At 37.1% G+C, this 17,643-nt stretch carries 21 protein-coding genes and 1 rRNA gene; 4 read left to right on the forward strand and 18 right to left on the reverse strand.

Translation table 11 applies throughout. The annotated features are described in order from the left end of the window. Positions 1-4: 4 nt before the first annotated feature. The 14 genes from GVV19_RS10855 to GVV19_RS07315 all read right to left on the reverse strand — a co-directional run bounded on the left by GVV19_RS10855 (position 5) and on the right by GVV19_RS07315 (position 12,720). The gene (locus GVV19_RS10855; RefSeq protein WP_159646700.1) at positions 5-1,474 is read right to left on the reverse strand and encodes a murein hydrolase activator EnvC family protein; all 1,470 of its coding nucleotides are present in this window, start codon (positions 1,472-1,474) and stop codon (positions 5-7) included. Beyond that, complete coding sequence (ftsX, locus tag GVV19_RS07255; protein WP_159639520.1) at positions 1,471-2,373, reverse strand: permease-like cell division protein FtsX; 903 nt, start codon at positions 2,371-2,373, stop codon at positions 1,471-1,473. Before ftsX ends, GVV19_RS10855 begins: the two co-directional genes overlap by 4 nt. Then, complete coding sequence (gene ftsE, locus GVV19_RS07260) at positions 2,366-3,055, reverse strand: cell division ATP-binding protein FtsE (RefSeq protein WP_159639521.1); 690 nt, start codon at positions 3,053-3,055, stop codon at positions 2,366-2,368. The genes ftsX and ftsE overlap by 8 nt, the downstream gene beginning before the upstream one ends. Positions 3,056-3,117: 62 nt before the next feature. Further along, positions 3,118-3,963, reverse strand: a complete 846-nt coding sequence (locus tag GVV19_RS07265) for a YitT family protein (RefSeq protein ID WP_159646703.1) — start codon at positions 3,961-3,963, stop codon at positions 3,118-3,120. Continuing rightward, a protein-coding gene (prfB, locus tag GVV19_RS07270; RefSeq protein WP_201288200.1) for a peptide chain release factor 2 occupies positions 3,964-5,068 on the reverse strand; the annotation gives its coding sequence in 2 pieces (ribosomal slippage) (positions 3,964-4,995 and positions 4,997-5,068; 1,104 coding nt in all). 29 nt (positions 5,069-5,097) lie between these two features. Then, the gene (gene secA / locus GVV19_RS07275) at positions 5,098-7,440 is read right to left on the reverse strand and encodes a preprotein translocase subunit SecA (protein ID WP_159639523.1); all 2,343 of its coding nucleotides are present in this window, start codon (positions 7,438-7,440) and stop codon (positions 5,098-5,100) included. An 86-nt stretch (positions 7,441-7,526) separates the two neighbouring features. Continuing rightward, positions 7,527-7,724 carry a cold-shock protein gene (locus GVV19_RS07280; RefSeq protein WP_159637761.1) on the reverse strand — a complete coding sequence of 66 codons (198 nt, stop codon included), beginning with the start codon at positions 7,722-7,724 and terminating at the stop codon, positions 7,527-7,529. A gap of 81 nt (positions 7,725-7,805) precedes the next feature. Beyond that, positions 7,806-8,270, reverse strand: a complete 465-nt coding sequence (locus GVV19_RS07285) for a ComF family protein (protein WP_159646705.1) — start codon at positions 8,268-8,270, stop codon at positions 7,806-7,808. A gap of 86 nt (positions 8,271-8,356) precedes the next feature. Continuing rightward, positions 8,357-9,388 carry a helicase-related protein gene (locus GVV19_RS07290; RefSeq protein ID WP_159646707.1) on the reverse strand — a complete coding sequence of 344 codons (1,032 nt, stop codon included), beginning with the start codon at positions 9,386-9,388 and terminating at the stop codon, positions 8,357-8,359. Positions 9,389-9,530: 142 nt separating this feature from the next. Then, complete coding sequence (locus GVV19_RS07295) at positions 9,531-10,085, reverse strand: haloacid dehalogenase-like hydrolase (RefSeq protein WP_159646709.1); 555 nt, start codon at positions 10,083-10,085, stop codon at positions 9,531-9,533. Further along, positions 10,072-10,659, reverse strand: a complete 588-nt coding sequence (locus tag GVV19_RS07300) for a 3'-5' exonuclease (RefSeq protein WP_159639527.1) — start codon at positions 10,657-10,659, stop codon at positions 10,072-10,074. The genes GVV19_RS07295 and GVV19_RS07300 overlap by 14 nt, the downstream gene beginning before the upstream one ends. A gap of 80 nt (positions 10,660-10,739) precedes the next feature. Continuing rightward, positions 10,740-11,321 carry a hypothetical protein gene (locus GVV19_RS07305; protein WP_159646711.1) on the reverse strand — a complete coding sequence of 194 codons (582 nt, stop codon included), beginning with the start codon at positions 11,319-11,321 and terminating at the stop codon, positions 10,740-10,742. Beyond that, entirely contained in the window at positions 11,321-11,713 is a 393-nt protein-coding gene (locus GVV19_RS07310; RefSeq protein ID WP_159646713.1) for an arsenic metallochaperone ArsD family protein, read from the reverse strand. The genes GVV19_RS07305 and GVV19_RS07310 overlap by 1 nt, the downstream gene beginning before the upstream one ends. Further along, positions 11,713-12,720, reverse strand: coding sequence for a glycosyltransferase family 4 protein (locus GVV19_RS07315; protein ID WP_159637775.1), 1,008 nt, complete (start codon positions 12,718-12,720; stop codon positions 11,713-11,715). The genes GVV19_RS07310 and GVV19_RS07315 overlap by 1 nt, the downstream gene beginning before the upstream one ends. A 139-nt stretch (positions 12,721-12,859) precedes the next feature. Here GVV19_RS07315 and GVV19_RS07320 point away from each other — a divergent pair, with 139 nt between their 5' ends. The 4 genes from GVV19_RS07320 to GVV19_RS07335 all read left to right on the forward strand — a co-directional run bounded on the left by GVV19_RS07320 (position 12,860) and on the right by GVV19_RS07335 (position 15,056). After that, positions 12,860-13,366 carry a transcription repressor NadR gene (locus GVV19_RS07320; RefSeq protein ID WP_159639530.1) on the forward strand — a complete coding sequence of 169 codons (507 nt, stop codon included), beginning with the start codon at positions 12,860-12,862 and terminating at the stop codon, positions 13,364-13,366. A gap of 71 nt (positions 13,367-13,437) precedes the next feature. Further along, positions 13,438-13,956, forward strand: a complete 519-nt coding sequence (locus GVV19_RS07325; protein ID WP_159637779.1) for a hypothetical protein — start codon at positions 13,438-13,440, stop codon at positions 13,954-13,956. A 24-nt stretch (positions 13,957-13,980) separates the two neighbouring features. After that, positions 13,981-14,340, forward strand: coding sequence for an arsenate reductase family protein (locus GVV19_RS07330; protein ID WP_159646715.1), 360 nt, complete (start codon positions 13,981-13,983; stop codon positions 14,338-14,340). After that, positions 14,337-15,056: a YaaA family protein gene (locus tag GVV19_RS07335; protein WP_159639532.1), complete on the forward strand. Its 720-nt coding sequence runs from the start codon at positions 14,337-14,339 to the stop codon at positions 15,054-15,056. The genes GVV19_RS07330 and GVV19_RS07335 overlap by 4 nt, the downstream gene beginning before the upstream one ends. A 230-nt stretch (positions 15,057-15,286) precedes the next feature. On the opposite strand, the gene rplA is transcribed toward GVV19_RS07335, so the two are convergent. The 4 genes from rplA to rrf all read right to left on the reverse strand — a co-directional run bounded on the left by rplA (position 15,287) and on the right by rrf (position 17,641). Next, the gene (gene rplA / locus GVV19_RS07340; RefSeq protein WP_159637785.1) at positions 15,287-15,970 is read right to left on the reverse strand and encodes a 50S ribosomal protein L1; all 684 of its coding nucleotides are present in this window, start codon (positions 15,968-15,970) and stop codon (positions 15,287-15,289) included. A 5-nt stretch (positions 15,971-15,975) separates the two neighbouring features. Then, on the reverse strand, positions 15,976-16,398 hold the full coding sequence (rplK, locus tag GVV19_RS07345) for a 50S ribosomal protein L11 (protein WP_159639533.1): 423 nt from the start codon (positions 16,396-16,398) through the stop codon (positions 15,976-15,978). Positions 16,399-16,534: 136 nt separating this feature from the next. Beyond that, complete coding sequence (locus tag GVV19_RS07350; RefSeq protein ID WP_159639534.1) at positions 16,535-17,452, reverse strand: aldo/keto reductase; 918 nt, start codon at positions 17,450-17,452, stop codon at positions 16,535-16,537. Positions 17,453-17,527: 75 nt separating this feature from the next. Continuing rightward, positions 17,528-17,641 (reverse strand): 5S ribosomal RNA (gene rrf / locus GVV19_RS07355). Positions 17,642-17,643: the final 2 nt, after the last annotated feature.

A 17,643-nucleotide genomic window follows, 5' to 3' on the forward strand; every position in this document is an offset into this window, starting at 1 on the left:
TTGATTATGTGCTGTATACATAGCGACCTGGATTTGTTCGGCATGGATAACTTCCACGATAATCACATAGTGATGAATTTCCACCACTTGATCCACCAAGTCCAAATTGAGCAGTTCGATGACCATTATTCCATAGATTTAATCCATCAACGACAGTACCAGGCCCCAAATCGAAAATTTCAATATGGACGTGTGGCCCTGTCGATGTTCCTGAGTTTCCAGTGTAACCAATCACAGTTCCAGCAGGAACAACAGCAAGTTGTCCCACTGCGGTGCTTGATAAGTGCATGAACAATGCGCCGTACGAACGATCACCATCTTGGAAAATCATTGAAATATGATTTCCGAGTCCACCGTTACAGCCGTCAGCATTATTTCCACAACCACCTTGCGCAACCACAATGACACCATTACCAATTGCTCTTAATGGAGTTCCTATATCTGCACCTAAATCATTACCGAGATGCCATCCACCCCACGGATACTGCCACACAGTAGCCGTCAATGATGTACCCGGAACAGGATGATATATATCAGTAGATCCTTCTCCAGGACCTGGGTTCTCTGGGTCAGGGTTTTCAGGATCTGGGTTTCCAGGATCAACCGGTTTCTCCGGATCTGGTTTTTCAGGCTCTGGTTTGGGAACCAAGACAAGATCACCAATTTGACTTGCTAGATCGTTACTTATTGTAATTTCATTTTGAACTTGGGCATCTGCTACATCCAAAATGTCTTTTTGTTCAGATAATTTCGCATAGACATACTGAATTTCCGCTTCATATGCTTTTGCGAGTTCACGTTCAGATTCAATTGCCTTTTTATTCAATTCAATCGCAAATTTCTCATTTTCGATTAATGCACGATCTTCTTGCAGTTTCAATTGTTGTTCTTTGAAAGCATCGATCATCTTCTCATTTGATCTTTTAATTGCATTCAAGCCCTCAACGCGTCGAATGATATCGGAGAAATCAGTTGCTCCCATTAAGAACTCGATGTATCCATTTACACGCATGGTTGATTGACTCTTGACCATGTATGCTTTAATGTCTTCCTCTAAACCTTTAATGTCTTCTAATCGTTGCGCTATTTGAATTTCTATTAGTGCAATTTGAGCCTCATTTTGTACAATTTGAGCCTCTAGTGATTTAATTTGCGTTTCAAGATCCTTTATCTTTCCTTCGTACTCACCAAGAATCGATAAATTACTCTTTAAATCTGTATCTATTTTTTCACGACGGTTTGCAATTTCAGCACGTTCTGCTTCTTTGTTTCCAGCACGACGTTCAAGAAATGAGCGGTAACCATCACAAGTTGCTTTAACACTTTCACTTTCTATTCCGCGACACAGCTCTTGATAGTAAGTGAGGTTATTTTCATATTCATCATCAGACGTAGCATAAACAGATGTTGACACTAAGATCATCATTGATAATACTATCACTACTTGAATTGTGTTTCGAAATATTTTTTTCATCGCGTCCACCTTAAGAACTTCCCGACAGAAAAGACACTACCAATTGCTCCAACAGTTGAACCAATTAGTGCCAATACAATAGATATTTGGTATACCATCGGTGTTGGTGATACCAATACAAACATTTTCGAAAATAAGAATCCACCGACTGATTCAAATAAATATTGATACCCGAAGATTGTGATAAGAATTGGAACAAATGAGCCAATCAAACCAATCAACATTCCTTCAATAATGAATGGCCATCTGATGTACCAGTTAGTAGCACCTACGGTACGCATAATACCGATTTCACGACGACGTGAATGAATCGATACACGAATCGTATTTGAAATTAAGAATACTGCAACTACACCCAATGCGATGACAATTGCAAATCCAATATTACGAACTTGTTCCAAACCGTGCACAAAGGTAGATGTCGCATCGCCACCATAAATCGCATCATCAATACCTTCGATTTTTAGTATTTCCTGGGTAATTTGTTTCAAATACTCGCCCTTTTCAGCTTGAACTAAAAATGTAAGCGGCATTGGGTTAGATTCACCCCTGAATGATCCAAAGAGTAACTCTGCGTCTTCACCTGAGTTTTTAATAAACATCTCTAACTCTTCTTCCTTCGATGAAAAACCTACAGATTTTACATTGGGGATAACCTCAATCGCTTTAGAGATTCGGTCGATGTTTTCTTGACTCTCATAGTTATTATTAACGTGAACAGCGATTTGAACACTCTCTTCAATTTGTTTCGTGATTACACCTAGGTTTGCACTTAACAATAAGAAAAGCGCCATAATTAATAGCGTCACAGTAACAGATGAAATACTTGACAATGACAGCGCAAAGTTACGCACCATTCCCAAGAATCCTTCTTTAATATGTCTTAATACTCTATTCATGACTGATGTATCCTCCAGATGTTAAATCTGCAACAATATGTCCAGCATCTAAGGCAATCGTACGTTTTTTGTTATTATTTACAATATCTACATCATGCGTAACCATAAGTACAGTTGTTTCTTCTTCTCGATTTATACGCTCTAACAACATAATAATCTCATTTGATTTTTCAGGGTCTAAGTTACCTGTTGGTTCATCAGCAATAAGCAATTGAGGTTTATTAGCAATTGCCCTTGCGATAGCAACTCTTTGTTGTTGTCCACCACTTAACTCTTGAGGGAATGCATTCGCTTTTTCACTCAGATCAACCAATCTTAAGACTTCACGAACACGTGATCGAATCTTGGCGTTTGGTGTATTCACTACCTCGAGGGCAAACGCAATATTCTCAAAAACAGTTTTACGTTCTAAGAGTTTGAAATCTTGAAATACGACACCAATTCTTCGTCGATAAATAGGAACTTTGGAATGTCGTAACTTTCCAACGTTATAGTCTCCTACATTAACACTTCCTGAAGTTGGAATTTCTTCACCATCTAGGAGCTTAATTAGTGTGGATTTCCCACTACCAGTAGGACCAATTATGTAGACAAATTCACCTTGGTCTACAGATAGATTGATGTCATATAGTGCATTGACACCATTTTTATATTTTTTTGATACGTCTTTTAGAACTAGCATCTATCTCTCACTCCTTTATTCATTTTAAATTATAGCATACGCCTTTTGAAGTTTGCGTGAAACTAGACCGTCCTGAAGCCCTTGCCATGGACTTCCGTTGCATTTGATACAACTAAGAAGGCTTCCGAGTCTATCGAAAGAACCGCCTTTTCAAGGTCATTATATTGTTTTTTACTTATCACGGTCATGACAATTTCTTTGCGATCTTGTGTATAACCACCACGTGCTGTAATGATTGTTGAACCACGATCAATATTGTTATGAAGATAGTCCAAAATCGACTCATACTCATCTGAAATAATCGTAACTTGTCGCGCATCAATACCACCAATGAGAGATATTTTATCGATAGCTTTAGTTGATGCATAAATGGATATGAATCCCATAAGAACCTGATTCAATGTGTAGCTGTGGAATCCCAAGAGTACCGTTGCTGCATCTACTGCAAAAATATAGACCGACACACGGACTCCGGTATAACGCGATAAAATGAGAGGTGGTATGTCCATCCCTCCTGTACTTGCACCTGTTTTAAACGTTAATCCGAGACCAATCCCCATAAAAATACCGCCGAACAGTGATGCGATTAGAGGATCAAGTGTTGCATTGAACGGGATTAAACTCAGTAAATTAACGAAAAGCGGATATAATATGCTACTTGCTAGTGTTTTTAATGCAAACTTTTTCCCCAAGAATACTAGACCCATTAAGAAAGCGAGCCCGATTATGATGTTCATCATAATTCTTGGCTCCACCCTTAGAATAGGATAAAGGGCGACGGCAACTCCTGCCACACCGCCCGATAAAATATTGTTTGGTAGAATAAAGAATGTAACACCACACGCAAGCACAAAATTTCCGAGCACCAATAAGAGCGCATTTGTTATTTTGTCTTGGTATTGTTTCATCTATACACCTACGTTCATTTTCAAGAATGCTTCGATAAAGTCATCAATTTCACCGTCTAAAACATCGTCAACTTGACTTGTTTCCTGCTTTGTACGATGATCTTTTACCATTGAATATGGGTGCATAACATATGAACGAATCTGTGATCCCCACTCAATAAGTTTTTGCTCCCCTTTAATTGCCGCTAGATTTGCTTGTTGTTGCTCAATTTCACGTTGGTATAGTTTACTTTTAAGCATCATAAGCGCTTCTTCTCGGTTTTGCAATTGACTTCTACCGGTTTGACAAGTCACGACAATTCCCGATTCTTTATGCGTAATACGCACTGCAGAATCGGTTTTATTAACGTGCTGCCCACCCGCTCCAGATGCGCGCATTGTATCGACGTCAATGTCTTCCGGATTGATGACAATTTCTATACTATTGTCAAATTCTGGCGCGACATCAACCGATGCAAACGATGTATGGCGTCTACCCGATGAATCAAACGGGCTTATTCGTACAAGACGATGTACCCCTTTTTCAGCTTTTAAATAACCATAAGCTAATGGTCCACTGACTAAGAAAGAAACTGCTTTTAGACCTGCCTCATCACCATCCAAATAGTTAAGAACCGAGACTTTGTATTTTTTGTCTTGGGCCCAGCGTGTATACATACGATACAACATCTCCGCAAAGTCCTGGCTTTCAGTACCACCAGCACCCGGATGTATCTCTACAATTGCATTTTTTTGATCATAATCATGGCTCAGTAAAATCATTATTGAGAACGAATCTAATTCCTTCTCAATATCTTTAACTTCTAGTTCAAGCATTACTTTGAACTCTTCATCGAATTCTTCCTTGAGCAATGCTAATGTATCAAGGCCATCATCAATTCTTTTTATTAGTTGATTATATGTTTCAACTATTTTTTTAATTTGGTTTAGTGTCTGAATATGTTGGGCACTTCTTTTATGATCATCCCAAAACCCTTCAACCACCATCTCTGCTTCTAATGCTTCGACTTTGCTTTGTTTTTGAGCCAAGTCAAAGTGAATCACCGAGCGCTTTCAATGAATCTAATGATTCTTCCAAAATTTGAGCTATTTCAAATAATTCCAAAATTCATCACCCTTATCTATTCTTTAAATCTACTGTCTGTATTCAATTTTTACATTGATGCAGAACATTACAATGTCCTGAGCGATTGCACCTAGCATCTCGTCAAACATTTCAAAACCTTCGTTTACATATGCTTGTAGTGGTTTTTCTTGAGCATAGGAACGTAAATGAATTCCTTCGCGTAACTTGCTCATTGCATCAATATGATCAATCCAAGAACGGTCAATCATACGAAGTGCCATATCTTTTTCGACACGTGTAAATTGGTCAGATACTTCCGCAATTTTTGCTTCGTAGCGACCCCATGCATCACCAACAATAAATGCTTGAAGTTCATTCACATTCATGGCACTTAAAGATGCTTCGTTAACGGCATCAGTAATAAGGCCCAGTTTTTCAAGCGCTTCGACTAAACCATTGATATCGACTGACTGATCTTTACTTTCCATATTTCTAAATGAGCCAATTGTATTTGAGATAACACGTTCGAACATTTCTAAAATGATACTATGAACGTCATCATTTTCAAGAATGTAATTACGTTGTTCATACATAATTTCGCGTTGTTGACGTAAAACATCATCGTAATCAAGCAATGTTTTACGAATGTCAAAGTTTATTCCTTCAACACGCTTTTGTGCTGCACTAATTTGTTTTGTTAGAGTTTTATTTTCAACCGCAACATCACCAAGACGCGATGTGACCGATTCCCAACGTTCACTTCCATAACGAATCATAAGATCGTCTTCAAATGATACGAAGAAACGAGACATTCCAGGATCTCCTTGACGTCCAGAACGACCACGTAGCTGGTTATCAATACGACGTGATTCGTGACGTTCACTACCAATAACCGCTAGTCCACCGAGTGCACGTGATTCGTCATCTAGTTTGATATCAGTTCCACGACCAGCCATGTTGGTAGCGATTGTTACTGAACCTTTACGTCCTGCGCGTTCAATAATTTGCGCTTCACGAGCATGGTTCTTAGCATTCAAAATTTCATGTTTGATTTTGCGTTGTGTCATCATCATACTTAGATACTCTGATGTTTCAACTGCAACAGTACCCACAAGTACAGGTTGCCCTGTCTCATGAATTTCTTTAACTTGTTGAATAAGTGCTTCAAATTTAGCTTTCTTTGTTCCAAAAATTAAGTCTTCTTTATCCATACGTACTACTGGTCGATTCGTTGGAATGACTAAGACACGCATATTATAGATTTCTAAGAATTCTTCTTCTTCAGTTTTAGCTGTACCAGTCATCCCAGATAATTTGTTGTAAAGACGGAAGAAGTTTTGGTATGTAATCGTAGCAAGTGTGACACTTTCTTGCTTGATAGCGACATTTTCTTTTGCACTTAGTGCTTGATGTAAACCATCCGAATACTCACGACCCTCCATCAAACGACCTGTAAATTGGTCAACGATTACGATTTGGTTGTCCTGAACAACATACTCAATATCTTTCAACATTGTGTAGTTTGCCTTCAAAGCATTGTTGATATGGTGAAGTAATGCTGTGTTGTCTAAATCATAAAGGTTATTTACTTTAAATGTATTTTCTGCTTTTTCAACACCTGACTCAGTAAGTTGTACAGTTTTTGATTTAACATCGACTACATAATCGGCACCTTGTGAAAGTTTCTTAGCAAATTTATCTGCTTGTTCATACAAACGAGCACCTTCACGAGCACCACCTGAAATAATTAAAGGTGTACGTGATTCATCAATAAGAATCGAGTCAACCTCATCGATTAACGCAAAATTAAGTGGACGTAATACGCGATCCTCGATACGAGTGACCATGTTATCACGTAAATAATCAAATCCTACTTCAGAGTTCGTCGTATACGTAATATCCATTTCATATACTTCACGTTTTTGTGATGCAGATAATTGACGTAAGTTTGTACCTACAGTCAGTCCTAAGAAGCGGTGAATCTCACCCATCCACTCCGCATCACGGGACGCAAGGTATTCATTAACTGTAATGACATGAACCCCTTTGCCATCTAATGCGTTTAAGTATGTTGGTAATATTGCTGTTAATGTTTTCCCTTCACCGGTACGCATTTCAGCGATATCGCCACGATGTAAAATGATTCCACCCATTAATTGAACAATATATGGAAATTCTCCAATTACACGGTATGCGGCTTCACGTGCAACTGCAAAGGATTCAACCAATAAGTCATCCAATGTTTCACCATTGTTGAGGCGTTGTTTAAAGATTTCTGTTTTGTTTTTTAGCTCTTCGTCTGAGAGTGCGCGAATCTCATCTTTCAGCGCATCAATAGCATGAGCAGTCTTTTCTACTTCATTAAGAATTTTGCGGTCTCCGCTAAATAAATTATTAAAAAATCCAGCCATATTTCATGCCTCCATTCATTTTTTATTGTATCATAATCATTATTGATATGAAATCATTAAAAAAGTTGGCAGATGCCAACTTTTCTTTAGATTCTAACGATGTTATGTGCCTGTAAGCCTCGCTCGGTATCCATTAATTCGAACTCGACATCAGTTCCTTCTTCGATAGTCTTGAACCCCTCCATCACAAGGTGCGAATAGTGAAAGAATACATCACTATCTTCTGTTGTTGTGATAAATCCGAATCCTTTGTTCTTATTGAACTTTTTTACTTTTCCTTGCATTTCAAATCCTATACCTTTCTACATCTGACATGTTTGATTATACGTCAGAGCCACTTAAAAGACAAGTGAAATCGCTTACTTTTATTTTTCGAAACGCTTAGAATATGAAATTGAAATGCCCTTAACACTTTTAACATAAGGCTTAACAAGTCTCATACAAGCCTCTAAACTCGATCCTGAACTAATAATATCGTCAACAACTACTACATCTTTGTTTTTTATTTTTGTGTACGCAACTAGGATAATATTATTAGCAATGTCGGTTCGGTCTGATACGTTAGTTTGGTCATGCAATGCTTTGTTTTCAAAAATAGAGTGCGAGACAATTCCAGCACAATCAAGAAGATACTCGACATGATGAAAACTTCGTGATATTTGAGAATCTCGACGCGACGGAACAACTACAACCATTTTATCACGTGTGTATTTCTTTAATTTTTTCTTAACTCGCCACATGATAGGTTTCGCTAATGAACGATCACGGCCATCTTTATATCGCAACAGCAAGACCCGAACCGTAGTTTCGTATTTGTAGAAACTGAGCACCTCAAATTCTCCAATTTTTAATTTCAATACGTTTGTTGATAACTGGCACAATCCACACAAATGCGGATTATCAAAAAAATAGTCAATTATGCCTTTTCCTGCATCGACTGATTTAAAACACCCCGCGCAGCATCGTTCGCAATTTTGATTCGATCGACACACGATAGTAACGAAGTTGAATACTCGCGACAGTAGAAAACAACAGTACCTTTTAATGGTTTCATTCCTCTCATTACCCGCCCTGCAATTTGAACAAGTGACGATTCACTAAAAACCCTGTGATGTGCTTCATAAACACAAACATAACAATTTTCGAAGGTAACCCCCCGCTCCAATATTGTTGTACAAACAATCCAATTTCGCTTTTCCCGGAATGTTGATAAAATACTTTCCTTGTCAACGCATTCCGAGGTTATCAACGCACACCGCAAGAGTCGCGATATACCCCTTCCTATTTTCATAGTTGGAACGAATATAAGTACCATTTCCCCTTTCAAATTTATAAGATCTTGAAGCAATGTAATAAATGGAAAATATCGACATTTGACAGTAGGAACTGGTAGAAGTTTACCGCTGGGTCGTAATGGAACAACAATACGATGTACATGATCAATATCATATGTGGCAGATAGATATAAAAACGTCCCTCGACAAGCTAGTTTTGCAAAACGCACAAGAAGGGCGTCATTCACAAACGGAAATGCATCCGGCTCATCGAGTATCAGGACATCAAAATACTGAGGATAACGAAAAAGTTGATGCGTTGTGCAAATAATCAAATCACCCGCCAATTTATCAACACATCCACCAAATACTGCAGTAACATGATAGTCTTCCAAATACGACTGAATTCGTTCTGCTAGTTCAATAACGACTTCTCGTCTCGGAATTGCCCACCCAACATTTAATCCCTTTTCAAGGAGATATCGTAAAACAGGAATACAGATTTCTGTTTTACCCGCTCCACAAACTGCATCAACGAAGATTGACTGTTTCAAGATACGATCGATAATCTGATTACTCGCACGTTGCTGTATATTTGTAAGCTTTAAAGATCGCTTTTCTATTGCATTTTTATGTGGTAAACTCGATTCATCTTCAAGATTAAAATATTGCATAAAGCAACATCTCTTACAAAAAGACTCCGAAATCAAGTTTTCGTTATCCTCCAAACACTTCCAGCACATTCTCATCACATCACCTCTATCAAATATGATAGCTATGATAGAAATCCTAAAAAAAAAGTAACAGTTCAAACTGTTACCATGGTTTTAAATCATTTCCGACAACAAAATAGCTTTCTTTCGCATACTGAGCTAATGGGTCATCTGAATAAGAATCAGAATAAAATGACTCCATTTCAGATAAATCATACAACTCTCGCATACGACGGACTTTTTCAGCAGCATAACAGTTTTCACCATCATGAGCACCAGTACGTTTATCCACCCGACTTGCAATTAAACTTAATCCCAATTCTTCAACAACAATCGGTTCCAAAAGAAACTCAGGAGAAGCAGAGATAATCAAATCATCCTCACGACGTTGATCAAAGTACCATTGTTTAATTTTGTGCTTATGCTCTGCCCAAAACTCTAAAACACGTAAATCAATATCCTCAATCTCTTTAAAATACTCATAGAATACAGTTTTCATTTCAGTTTTACTGATTTTACCGCGTTTATAATCAGCAGCTGCTTTCGTTTGTTTCAACCATAACTTAGATAGCTTCTTATCTTTCCTCAAGTTAAACTTGTAGAAGTCAATTGAACTATCTCCATCATAAATCGTTTTATCCCAATCATATACGTTCATAATAACCCTCTCTTTCACGCTTTTGCTCACGCAACGTTAAGTATTTTTCTCTCATTTTAAGGAAAACCTGCGCTGTTTGAAGGCTGTCATCAAATCCACGATGACCGATCTTTCGTTCAACGCCAAAATACTCACATAAAGTTTCTAATTTGTGGTTTTTAATATCTTTATTTAACAATCTCGAGATACGGAGTGTATCAATATAGTCATTACGCATGATCCCATCCATACAAACACTGTAAGCGTCATAAATCAAAAAGTAATCAAATTGGACATTATGACCAAGAATAATATCATCACCAATAAATGCAACCACTTCCTCTATCACTTCTTCGATATAAGGTGCGTCCTCAAGCATCTCGTCTGTTATGCCCGTTAAGGATACCACAAAAGGAAGGATACTATTTCTTGCCTTAACAAGTGTAGAAAAAGAATCCACAACAACACCATTTCGATAACGAATTGCGCTAATCTCTGTAATGTCATGAAATTTATTACTTCGACCTGTTGTTTCTAAATCGATTACTGTAAAGTTTGTTACAAATTGCAACAAATTTTTGCCTACATATCGCATAACTACCTCTGTTCTAGAGATATTGTAACATAACTATCCCTGTACTAAAACTAAGCATAAAAATAACCCTGTCAGCAGGGTTATTTGTAATCCACAACACCAATCCAACGGCTTTGGTTTCCGTCACTACCATCCTTATGATAACTTATTACAAGTTTTTCAACAGGACTCAGTATAAACGTATATTCATCAAATACCTCATTCGACTTTAACTCATAAACGCCAAACCTTGCTTCTACATCACTTAAAGGCGTTTCAAATGTCAAAAACTCATTTACTACGATATCTACGGATACATCGCCGCCAAAAGTTCTATTTTCAGCATATATCTCTGCAATTTTTGCATCTGACATTATCACTTCTTGGTCACTGTCGTTACTAAACGTTACTTTTATGATATTGTCATTATTTCTTAAATACATATTACTCATTTTTGTTTTTGGCGGCATTACTTGATCAATATCCTGTTCAGGAACCCACCCATTCGCAACGAACTCTTGATACGGAGCCGGTAGAACGTACTTTACGCCTTTTAGAGACAAATTTAGTGACGTTTCCAAAACGATTTCCGGCTCTACCGGCTTAACTATTTCAGGGTCTTTAGAGCCACATCCTATCAATAAGACTAAAAAAACACCAACGATAGAAATTTTTTTTATCATTAAAAATCCTCCATGTCGTCGTCATACGGATCTAGATAGACATCTGTCCCTACACCACAACACAAACCGATTCTGCCAGTATTTGCAGCAGTAAATAACTCACTTTTTTCCACAATTCCAGAAAAAATCGATTCATCTATCTTCAGAATGGCAGACAATTCCTTAGCTTTAGGATATGCCCCCGAATGAACAATCTCGCCATCCAAGACAAGAACAGGCAATATTAGATTAAACTGGTTTGATGCGTGATTATCATCAATACGTTGAATATTAATTCCGCTATCTTGCAACATATCAATTAATTTATCAAAATTTTCACGTCTAATATCTGTACTAATACCTAATAACGAGGTTGCCAAATCTACTGACGATTCATAAATTTTTAATTCCATCAATACTCCCCCTTTAACACTCGCTCATAAACATCCTTCAATTGAATTCCAATTTCTTTTATACTTCGTTCTTCGGCAACTTTATATGCAGCCTCAGTTGTCGAGGGTAATTCATCCCTTAAATATGCTCGAATCAAGTAGACAAAGTCACGGATTGAATTTCCTTTATAACAACTTTCCTCATGAACCAACCATGGGTCATAGACACCAATATCACGAACAATGGTTTGACAACGGGAAGCTAAAGCCTCCAAGACTACGATTCCTTCAGTTTCTTCATACGATGGGAAAAAGAATACATCTGCTGATGCATAAGCACCTTCGATAATGTCACCCTTTATGTATCCAGGCAAAATTACATTATTCGGCTTCTCACGAATTGCATCTCTAACCTTAGATGTGACACTTGCTAGTGGCGTGTGTCCAAACCAAATAAATGTGTACTCCGGCAATGCACGTGCGACTTCCATAAAATCGGGGAGTCCTTTACGCTCAAAATATAATCCGACTGAAATAATCACTTTACGATCTTCCGGTAAGTTGAAATATTCTCTAAATGCCTTTACCTTCGAGTCATCATGTGTAAAACGAGCCAAGTCTATACCGTTAGAAACAGCTTGAATGGGTTTCTCTATCCCATACGATTCAAGAATTTCTTTAGCATATGGAGTCGGTGTTAATATATAATCACCTAACTCATAACTTGAAATAATATGCATTTTAAAAAGTGGTGATAGTTGGTTAGAGAATATGAAAGAATTTCTAAAATCTTCCTCTGTTGAGTGAGCATGGTATACGACTTTTTTCCCCTCTTTACGGGCTTTATTAGCCATAGCACGTGCCGCTAGATCGACTGTGTTAATGTGTACGATATCATAAGAATCATTTTCATCAGTTGTAAATGGAACACCCGCTTCTGTCAATGCTCTGACTTGATGCTTCATTGCTCTCCCAATTCCTGATTTACTTAAGGCTTTTTCACCTCGTTGATATAATAAGACTTTCATAAATACCACCTTTGCTGTATCATTATTACTAATACAGTACCACTATGTACTTTCACTGTCAATTCGCAAACTGCGATAAAAATCCTACTGTATTTAGAAGATAAATTCATTAACTATATAGAAAGATTGAGGGAGTATAATGACCGGAGAAAAACGAAGGATTTCGATTGTTGAATTACTTATGCAAGAACAAAAAAGCCCACTTAGTGCCCAGTATATTGCCAGTATCTTTAAGGTTTCTCGACAAATTATCGTAGGTGATATCGCACTTTTGCGAGCGCAAGGTGTTAAAATCCAAGCAACACCGCGAGGCTATATTATCAATCAAACCGATAAACGCCCTCACTATATTATTCCTGTCGCACACCATAATGAAGACACACGAAGAGAATTGTCGTTACTGGTCGACAATGATGTTTCTGTGATTGATGTGACCGTGGAACACCCGATTTATGGTGAAATTACTGGTCAACTCAATATCAATACGCATGAAGATATTGAGGCATTCATTAATAAAAATGGAACGCTACTGTCTTCACTTACAGATGGCATTCATATCCACACGATTGCATGCAATGATGATGCACACTATCAATGTATTCTTAAACTTCTGAGAAAACATAATCTTCTTTATGAATCAAACTAAGCTAGGTGTCTTGACACCTAGCTTTTATTTATTTACTATAGTCCTAGGTGTCAAGACACCTAGGAGAAACTATGAAAACAACAAAGAATATTACCTTGAGTGCCATTTTAATTGCAATGGGAATTGCGATTCCCACTTTTATGCCTAAGTTCATTTTGCCCCCAGCATCCTATACACTAGCGTCACACGTGCCAATCTTCATTGCAATGTTTATATCCCCCGTAACGGCGGTTTCTGTGGCTCTAGGGACAGCCTTCGGCTTTCTTATGACAACTACACCGGAAATTGCTGCACGTGCTCTATCACATGTTATCTTCGCTACGATCGGTGCTCTATATTTGCAAAAGCACCCTGCACTTATCAAAAGTAAAAAACAGTTACTTATTTTCAATATTATCATTGCCATTATCCACGCAAGTTCAGAAGTTCTGGTAGTCACACCATTTTACTTCACTAAAACTCTAGCCCAGAATAGTAGTTACATCGTTAATATCATACTTCTTGTTGGTATCGGCGGGTTTATCCACAGTATAATTGATTTTTTCATTGCTCAAACAGTCTTCGGCAAAGTAAAAACTGTGATAAGATAGTGTTACTGGCTTGGAGGCAGTGATATGAAAACACAATTTATTTGCTATAAGAAATGCTCAACCTGTAAGAAAGCAGAAAAGCTACTCAGATTACTTAACGTCGACTTTGATCTACGCGAAATAATGGACGAAAACCCAACATCTGAAGAATTACATTCATGGATAAAAACAAGTGGGCTTCCACTAAAATCCTTTTTCAATACGTCAGGTATTATGTATCGAGAGCTACACTTGAAAGATAAACTTCCAACTTTAACCGATGATGAAGCTATCGATTTACTCGCAACATCTGGTCGACTCGTGAAGCGGCCAATTCTAATTCATGATAATAAAGTCTTGGTAGGATTTAAAGAAAGTGATTACTTAGAGTTGTTCGAAAAATGATTACATTAATTTCCCCAACGAAAACGATGGTTGAGTCACCATTGAACTATCATCAAGTACCTATATTTAACAAAGAATCTCTTTTGATATTTAATGAACTCAATCAACTTGATTTCAATCAAGCAAAAAAAGTTTATAAGGCTTCCGACAAAATTGTCTATAAATCTCTAGAAATGATTAATAACTACCATCCTTGTGGTGCTGCAATATTTTCATTTAAAGGTGCTTCATTTAAATCTATGAATGTAGATTCATGGTCAAAAACTGATCTTGAATATGCTAATACACACTTAATTATACTTTCTTCACTCTTTGGCTTACATAAGCCTTTTGATACTATTGCACCTTATCGTTTGGATTATCTAAGCGCTATTTCTATAGATTTATATAACTATTGGACAGATTATGTGACAGAGTATATAAATTCACTCCAATTGCCTGTAGTTAATTTAGCCTCAAAAGAGTATTCAAACTCCGTAGACTTTTCAAAAATCGATGGTCCCGTTATTAATATAGAGTTTAGAGAATTTGATGGAGTTAAATATACAGCAAAATCAACTTATGTTAAATCTGCAAGAGGTGCATTTGTGCAAGAAATCGTCAAGAATAAAGTAAGCACAGTTAATGCTCTTAAATCAATCTCTGTCAACGGATACAAATTTCAACGCGATCTTTCAAATGATTCAACGTTTGTATATATTCATTCAACAAACTAGCTAGAGATTTAGACAGTATAACTATTAATTTATAGTAAAACCGCACCAATACGGTACGGTTTTTTTATGCATACGCAGCAACCTTAGCGAATGAAAATTGTATTGATGTCCAGGAAATATACGGAACTATTGACATTCAATGACGATAACTACATCTATTTATTGATATTTACATGATGTATTTTCTCAAAATTAAATAAAAAAAAGAAGCCGAGGCTTCTTTAGTAGTTTTAGTCAATTGCAACTTTTAATCCAGGACCCATTGTTGTAGTAATTACAAGGTTCTTAATGTAAGTACCTTTTACAGCAGCAGGACGTGCTTTAACGATTGTGTCGTTAAGTGCTTTAAAGTTTTCAATGATTGCTGAATCATCAAATGAAAGTTTACCAATAATTGTATTGATGTTTGATTCTTTATCAACACGGTATTCGATTTTACCTTTTTTGATTTCTTCAACAGCTTTTGTAACATCCATAGTTACAGTTCCTGTTTTAGGGTTAGGCATTAATCCTTTAGGTCCTAGAACGCGTCCTAGTTTACCTAATTCACCCATCATGTCTGGTGTAGCAACGATAACATCGAAGTCAAACCATCCATTTTTTACTTCCTCAAGAATTTCTTTACCACCAACAAAATCTGCTCCTGCATCTTTTGCTTCTTGCTCTTTAGCACCTTGAGTTACAACTAATACTTTTTGTGAACGACCTGTACCATGTGGCAATACCATTGCTCCACGGATTTGTTGATCAGCGTGACGTGGATCAACATTTAGGTTATATGAAATTTCGACTGTTGGATCGAATTTAACAAAGTTAGCTTCTCTTAAAGTTTTCAATGCTTCTTCGATTGTATAAACTTTTGAACGATCGACTAATTCTCCAACTTTTTTGTAGTTTTTAGTTTTTTTAGCCATTTGAATTATGCCTCCATTCCTTCAATTGCGATACCCATATTTTTTGCTGTACCAGCAACAATACGCATAGCACCTTCAACGTCATTTGCGTTTAAGTCAGGTAATTTGTACTCTGCAATTTCACGCAATTGTGCTTCTGTGATTGTTCCAGCAATAGCTTTGCTTGGTGTTGCTGAACCACTTTTGATTCCAGCTGCACGTTTTAATAAGATTGAAGCAGGTGTTGTTTTTAAAGCGAAATCAAATGATTTATCATCAAATACTGTAATAACAACAGGTACGATATCTCCTGCGCGATCACGTGTTGCATCGTTAAATGCAGTTGTGAATTGAGGCATGTTAATTCCAACACCAGCTAATGCAGGTCCTGGTTTAGCTCCTCCAGCAGGGAATTGAAGTTTGGCAATTTTTGCAATTTTTTTACTCACACGACATTCCTCCTTGATTTTTGTCTGTGGTGTGGTTATCGAATGTTGCACACTCTCCCACACGAAAATGCCTATAAACAGGCTTAATTATTATATACTTTTGATACAACTAAGTCAACATTATAGTACCTAAAAATTAAGGTAAGATATTACCTGCAGCTCTATAAATTTCATACCACTCTGACCTTGTCAGAACTATTCCAGAACCTTTTGCAATACTCTCTATACGTCTAGGAGTCATGCTTCCGATTAGAACTTGCATTTGAGCTGGGTGTGTTAAAATCCAACTAACTGCAATCGCATCTTTTGCAACACCATATTTAACTCCAATATTGGTTAGCAATTCATTCAGTGCTTCGAATTTTGGATTATCTAAAAAAATCTCTTCAAAGTGTCCACTATAAAATGGCGACCACGCTTGTAAAGTAATTCCATTCATTCTTGCATGTTCAAGGATTCCCATTGCATAACCTACTGCAGCATCCGTCTTCATGTTAACGTTAAAACCAGCGTCTATCATCGGAGTGTGACGAATCGAAAACTGTACTTGGTTAGTTAAGATAGGAAACTCCAACTCGGTCTTTAGCAATTCTATTTGATATGGATTTTGATTGCTAACTCCAAAATTGCGAACAATACCCTCACTATGCAATTGTTTGAAAGCCTCATTAACTTCAAGCGGATCAAACAGTGTATCCGGTCTATGAAGAACTAATACATCCAAGTAATCCATCTGAAGACGCTTTAAGGATTCATGAACAGAACTAATTATATGCTCCTTTGAGAAGTCAAACATACCATCTCTAATACCGCATTTTGATTGCACTATAATTGAGTCTCTATCTATATCTAAAGACTTAACTGCTTGGCCAAAAATTACTTCCGATTCACCTTTACCATAGATATCAGCATGATCAAAAAAGTTAATACCAGAATCTATTGACATTTTTACGATTTCTTTTGCTTCATCCAATGATTTACCAGCCATACGCATACATCCAAGTCCAATATTTGATACTTCAAGATTACTTTTTCCAAGTTTAAAATACTTCATAGTATCCTCCTAATTCTATAGTCTAACTATATCATAAATTACATAAAAAAAAGACATCCAAATAGATGTCGAATTACCTGGCAATGAGCTATCTTCACTAACGCTGGGCTAGATATTGTCGCCGCTAAAGTGCTTAACTTCTGTGTTCGAGATGGGAACAGGTGTGACCACTTTGCTAGAATCACCAGATC

The organism is Erysipelothrix anatis (assembly GCF_009828745.1).
In the GTDB taxonomy this organism is placed as follows: Bacteria; Bacillota_I; Bacilli_A; order Erysipelotrichales; family Erysipelotrichaceae; genus Erysipelothrix; species Erysipelothrix anatis.

Excerpts from the sequence above, each read along its gene's own strand:
- GVV19_RS10855 (WP_159646700.1), bottom strand. The coding sequence starts at position 1,474 with ATGAAAAAAATATTTCGAAACACAATTCAAGTAGTGATAGTATTATCA.
- ftsX (WP_159639520.1), bottom strand. The coding sequence starts at position 2,373 with ATGAATAGAGTATTAAGACATATTAAAGAAGGATTCTTGGGAATGGTG.
- ftsE (WP_159639521.1), bottom strand. The coding sequence starts at position 3,055 with ATGCTAGTTCTAAAAGACGTATCAAAAAAATATAAAAATGGTGTCAAT.
- GVV19_RS07265 (WP_159646703.1), bottom strand. The coding sequence starts at position 3,963 with ATGAAACAATACCAAGACAAAATAACAAATGCGCTCTTATTGGTGCTC.
- secA (WP_159639523.1), bottom strand. The coding sequence starts at position 7,440 with ATGGCTGGATTTTTTAATAATTTATTTAGCGGAGACCGCAAAATTCTT.
- GVV19_RS07280 (WP_159637761.1), bottom strand. The coding sequence starts at position 7,724 with ATGCAAGGAAAAGTAAAAAAGTTCAATAAGAACAAAGGATTCGGATTT.
- GVV19_RS07290 (WP_159646707.1), bottom strand. The coding sequence starts at position 9,388 with ATGCAATATTTTAATCTTGAAGATGAATCGAGTTTACCACATAAAAAT.
- GVV19_RS07295 (WP_159646709.1), bottom strand. The coding sequence starts at position 10,085 with ATGAACGTATATGATTGGGATAAAACGATTTATGATGGAGATAGTTCA.
- GVV19_RS07300 (WP_159639527.1), bottom strand. The coding sequence starts at position 10,659 with ATGCGATATGTAGGCAAAAATTTGTTGCAATTTGTAACAAACTTTACA.
- GVV19_RS07305 (WP_159646711.1), bottom strand. The coding sequence starts at position 11,321 with ATGATAAAAAAAATTTCTATCGTTGGTGTTTTTTTAGTCTTATTGATA.
- GVV19_RS07310 (WP_159646713.1), bottom strand. The coding sequence starts at position 11,713 with ATGGAATTAAAAATTTATGAATCGTCAGTAGATTTGGCAACCTCGTTA.
- GVV19_RS07315 (WP_159637775.1), bottom strand. The coding sequence starts at position 12,720 with ATGAAAGTCTTATTATATCAACGAGGTGAAAAAGCCTTAAGTAAATCA.
- GVV19_RS07320 (WP_159639530.1), top strand. The coding sequence starts at position 12,860 with ATGACCGGAGAAAAACGAAGGATTTCGATTGTTGAATTACTTATGCAA.
- GVV19_RS07325 (WP_159637779.1), top strand. The coding sequence starts at position 13,438 with ATGAAAACAACAAAGAATATTACCTTGAGTGCCATTTTAATTGCAATG.
- GVV19_RS07330 (WP_159646715.1), top strand. The coding sequence starts at position 13,981 with ATGAAAACACAATTTATTTGCTATAAGAAATGCTCAACCTGTAAGAAA.
- GVV19_RS07335 (WP_159639532.1), top strand. The coding sequence starts at position 14,337 with ATGATTACATTAATTTCCCCAACGAAAACGATGGTTGAGTCACCATTG.
- rplA (WP_159637785.1), bottom strand. The coding sequence starts at position 15,970 with ATGGCTAAAAAAACTAAAAACTACAAAAAAGTTGGAGAATTAGTCGAT.
- GVV19_RS07350 (WP_159639534.1), bottom strand. The coding sequence starts at position 17,452 with ATGAAGTATTTTAAACTTGGAAAAAGTAATCTTGAAGTATCAAATATT.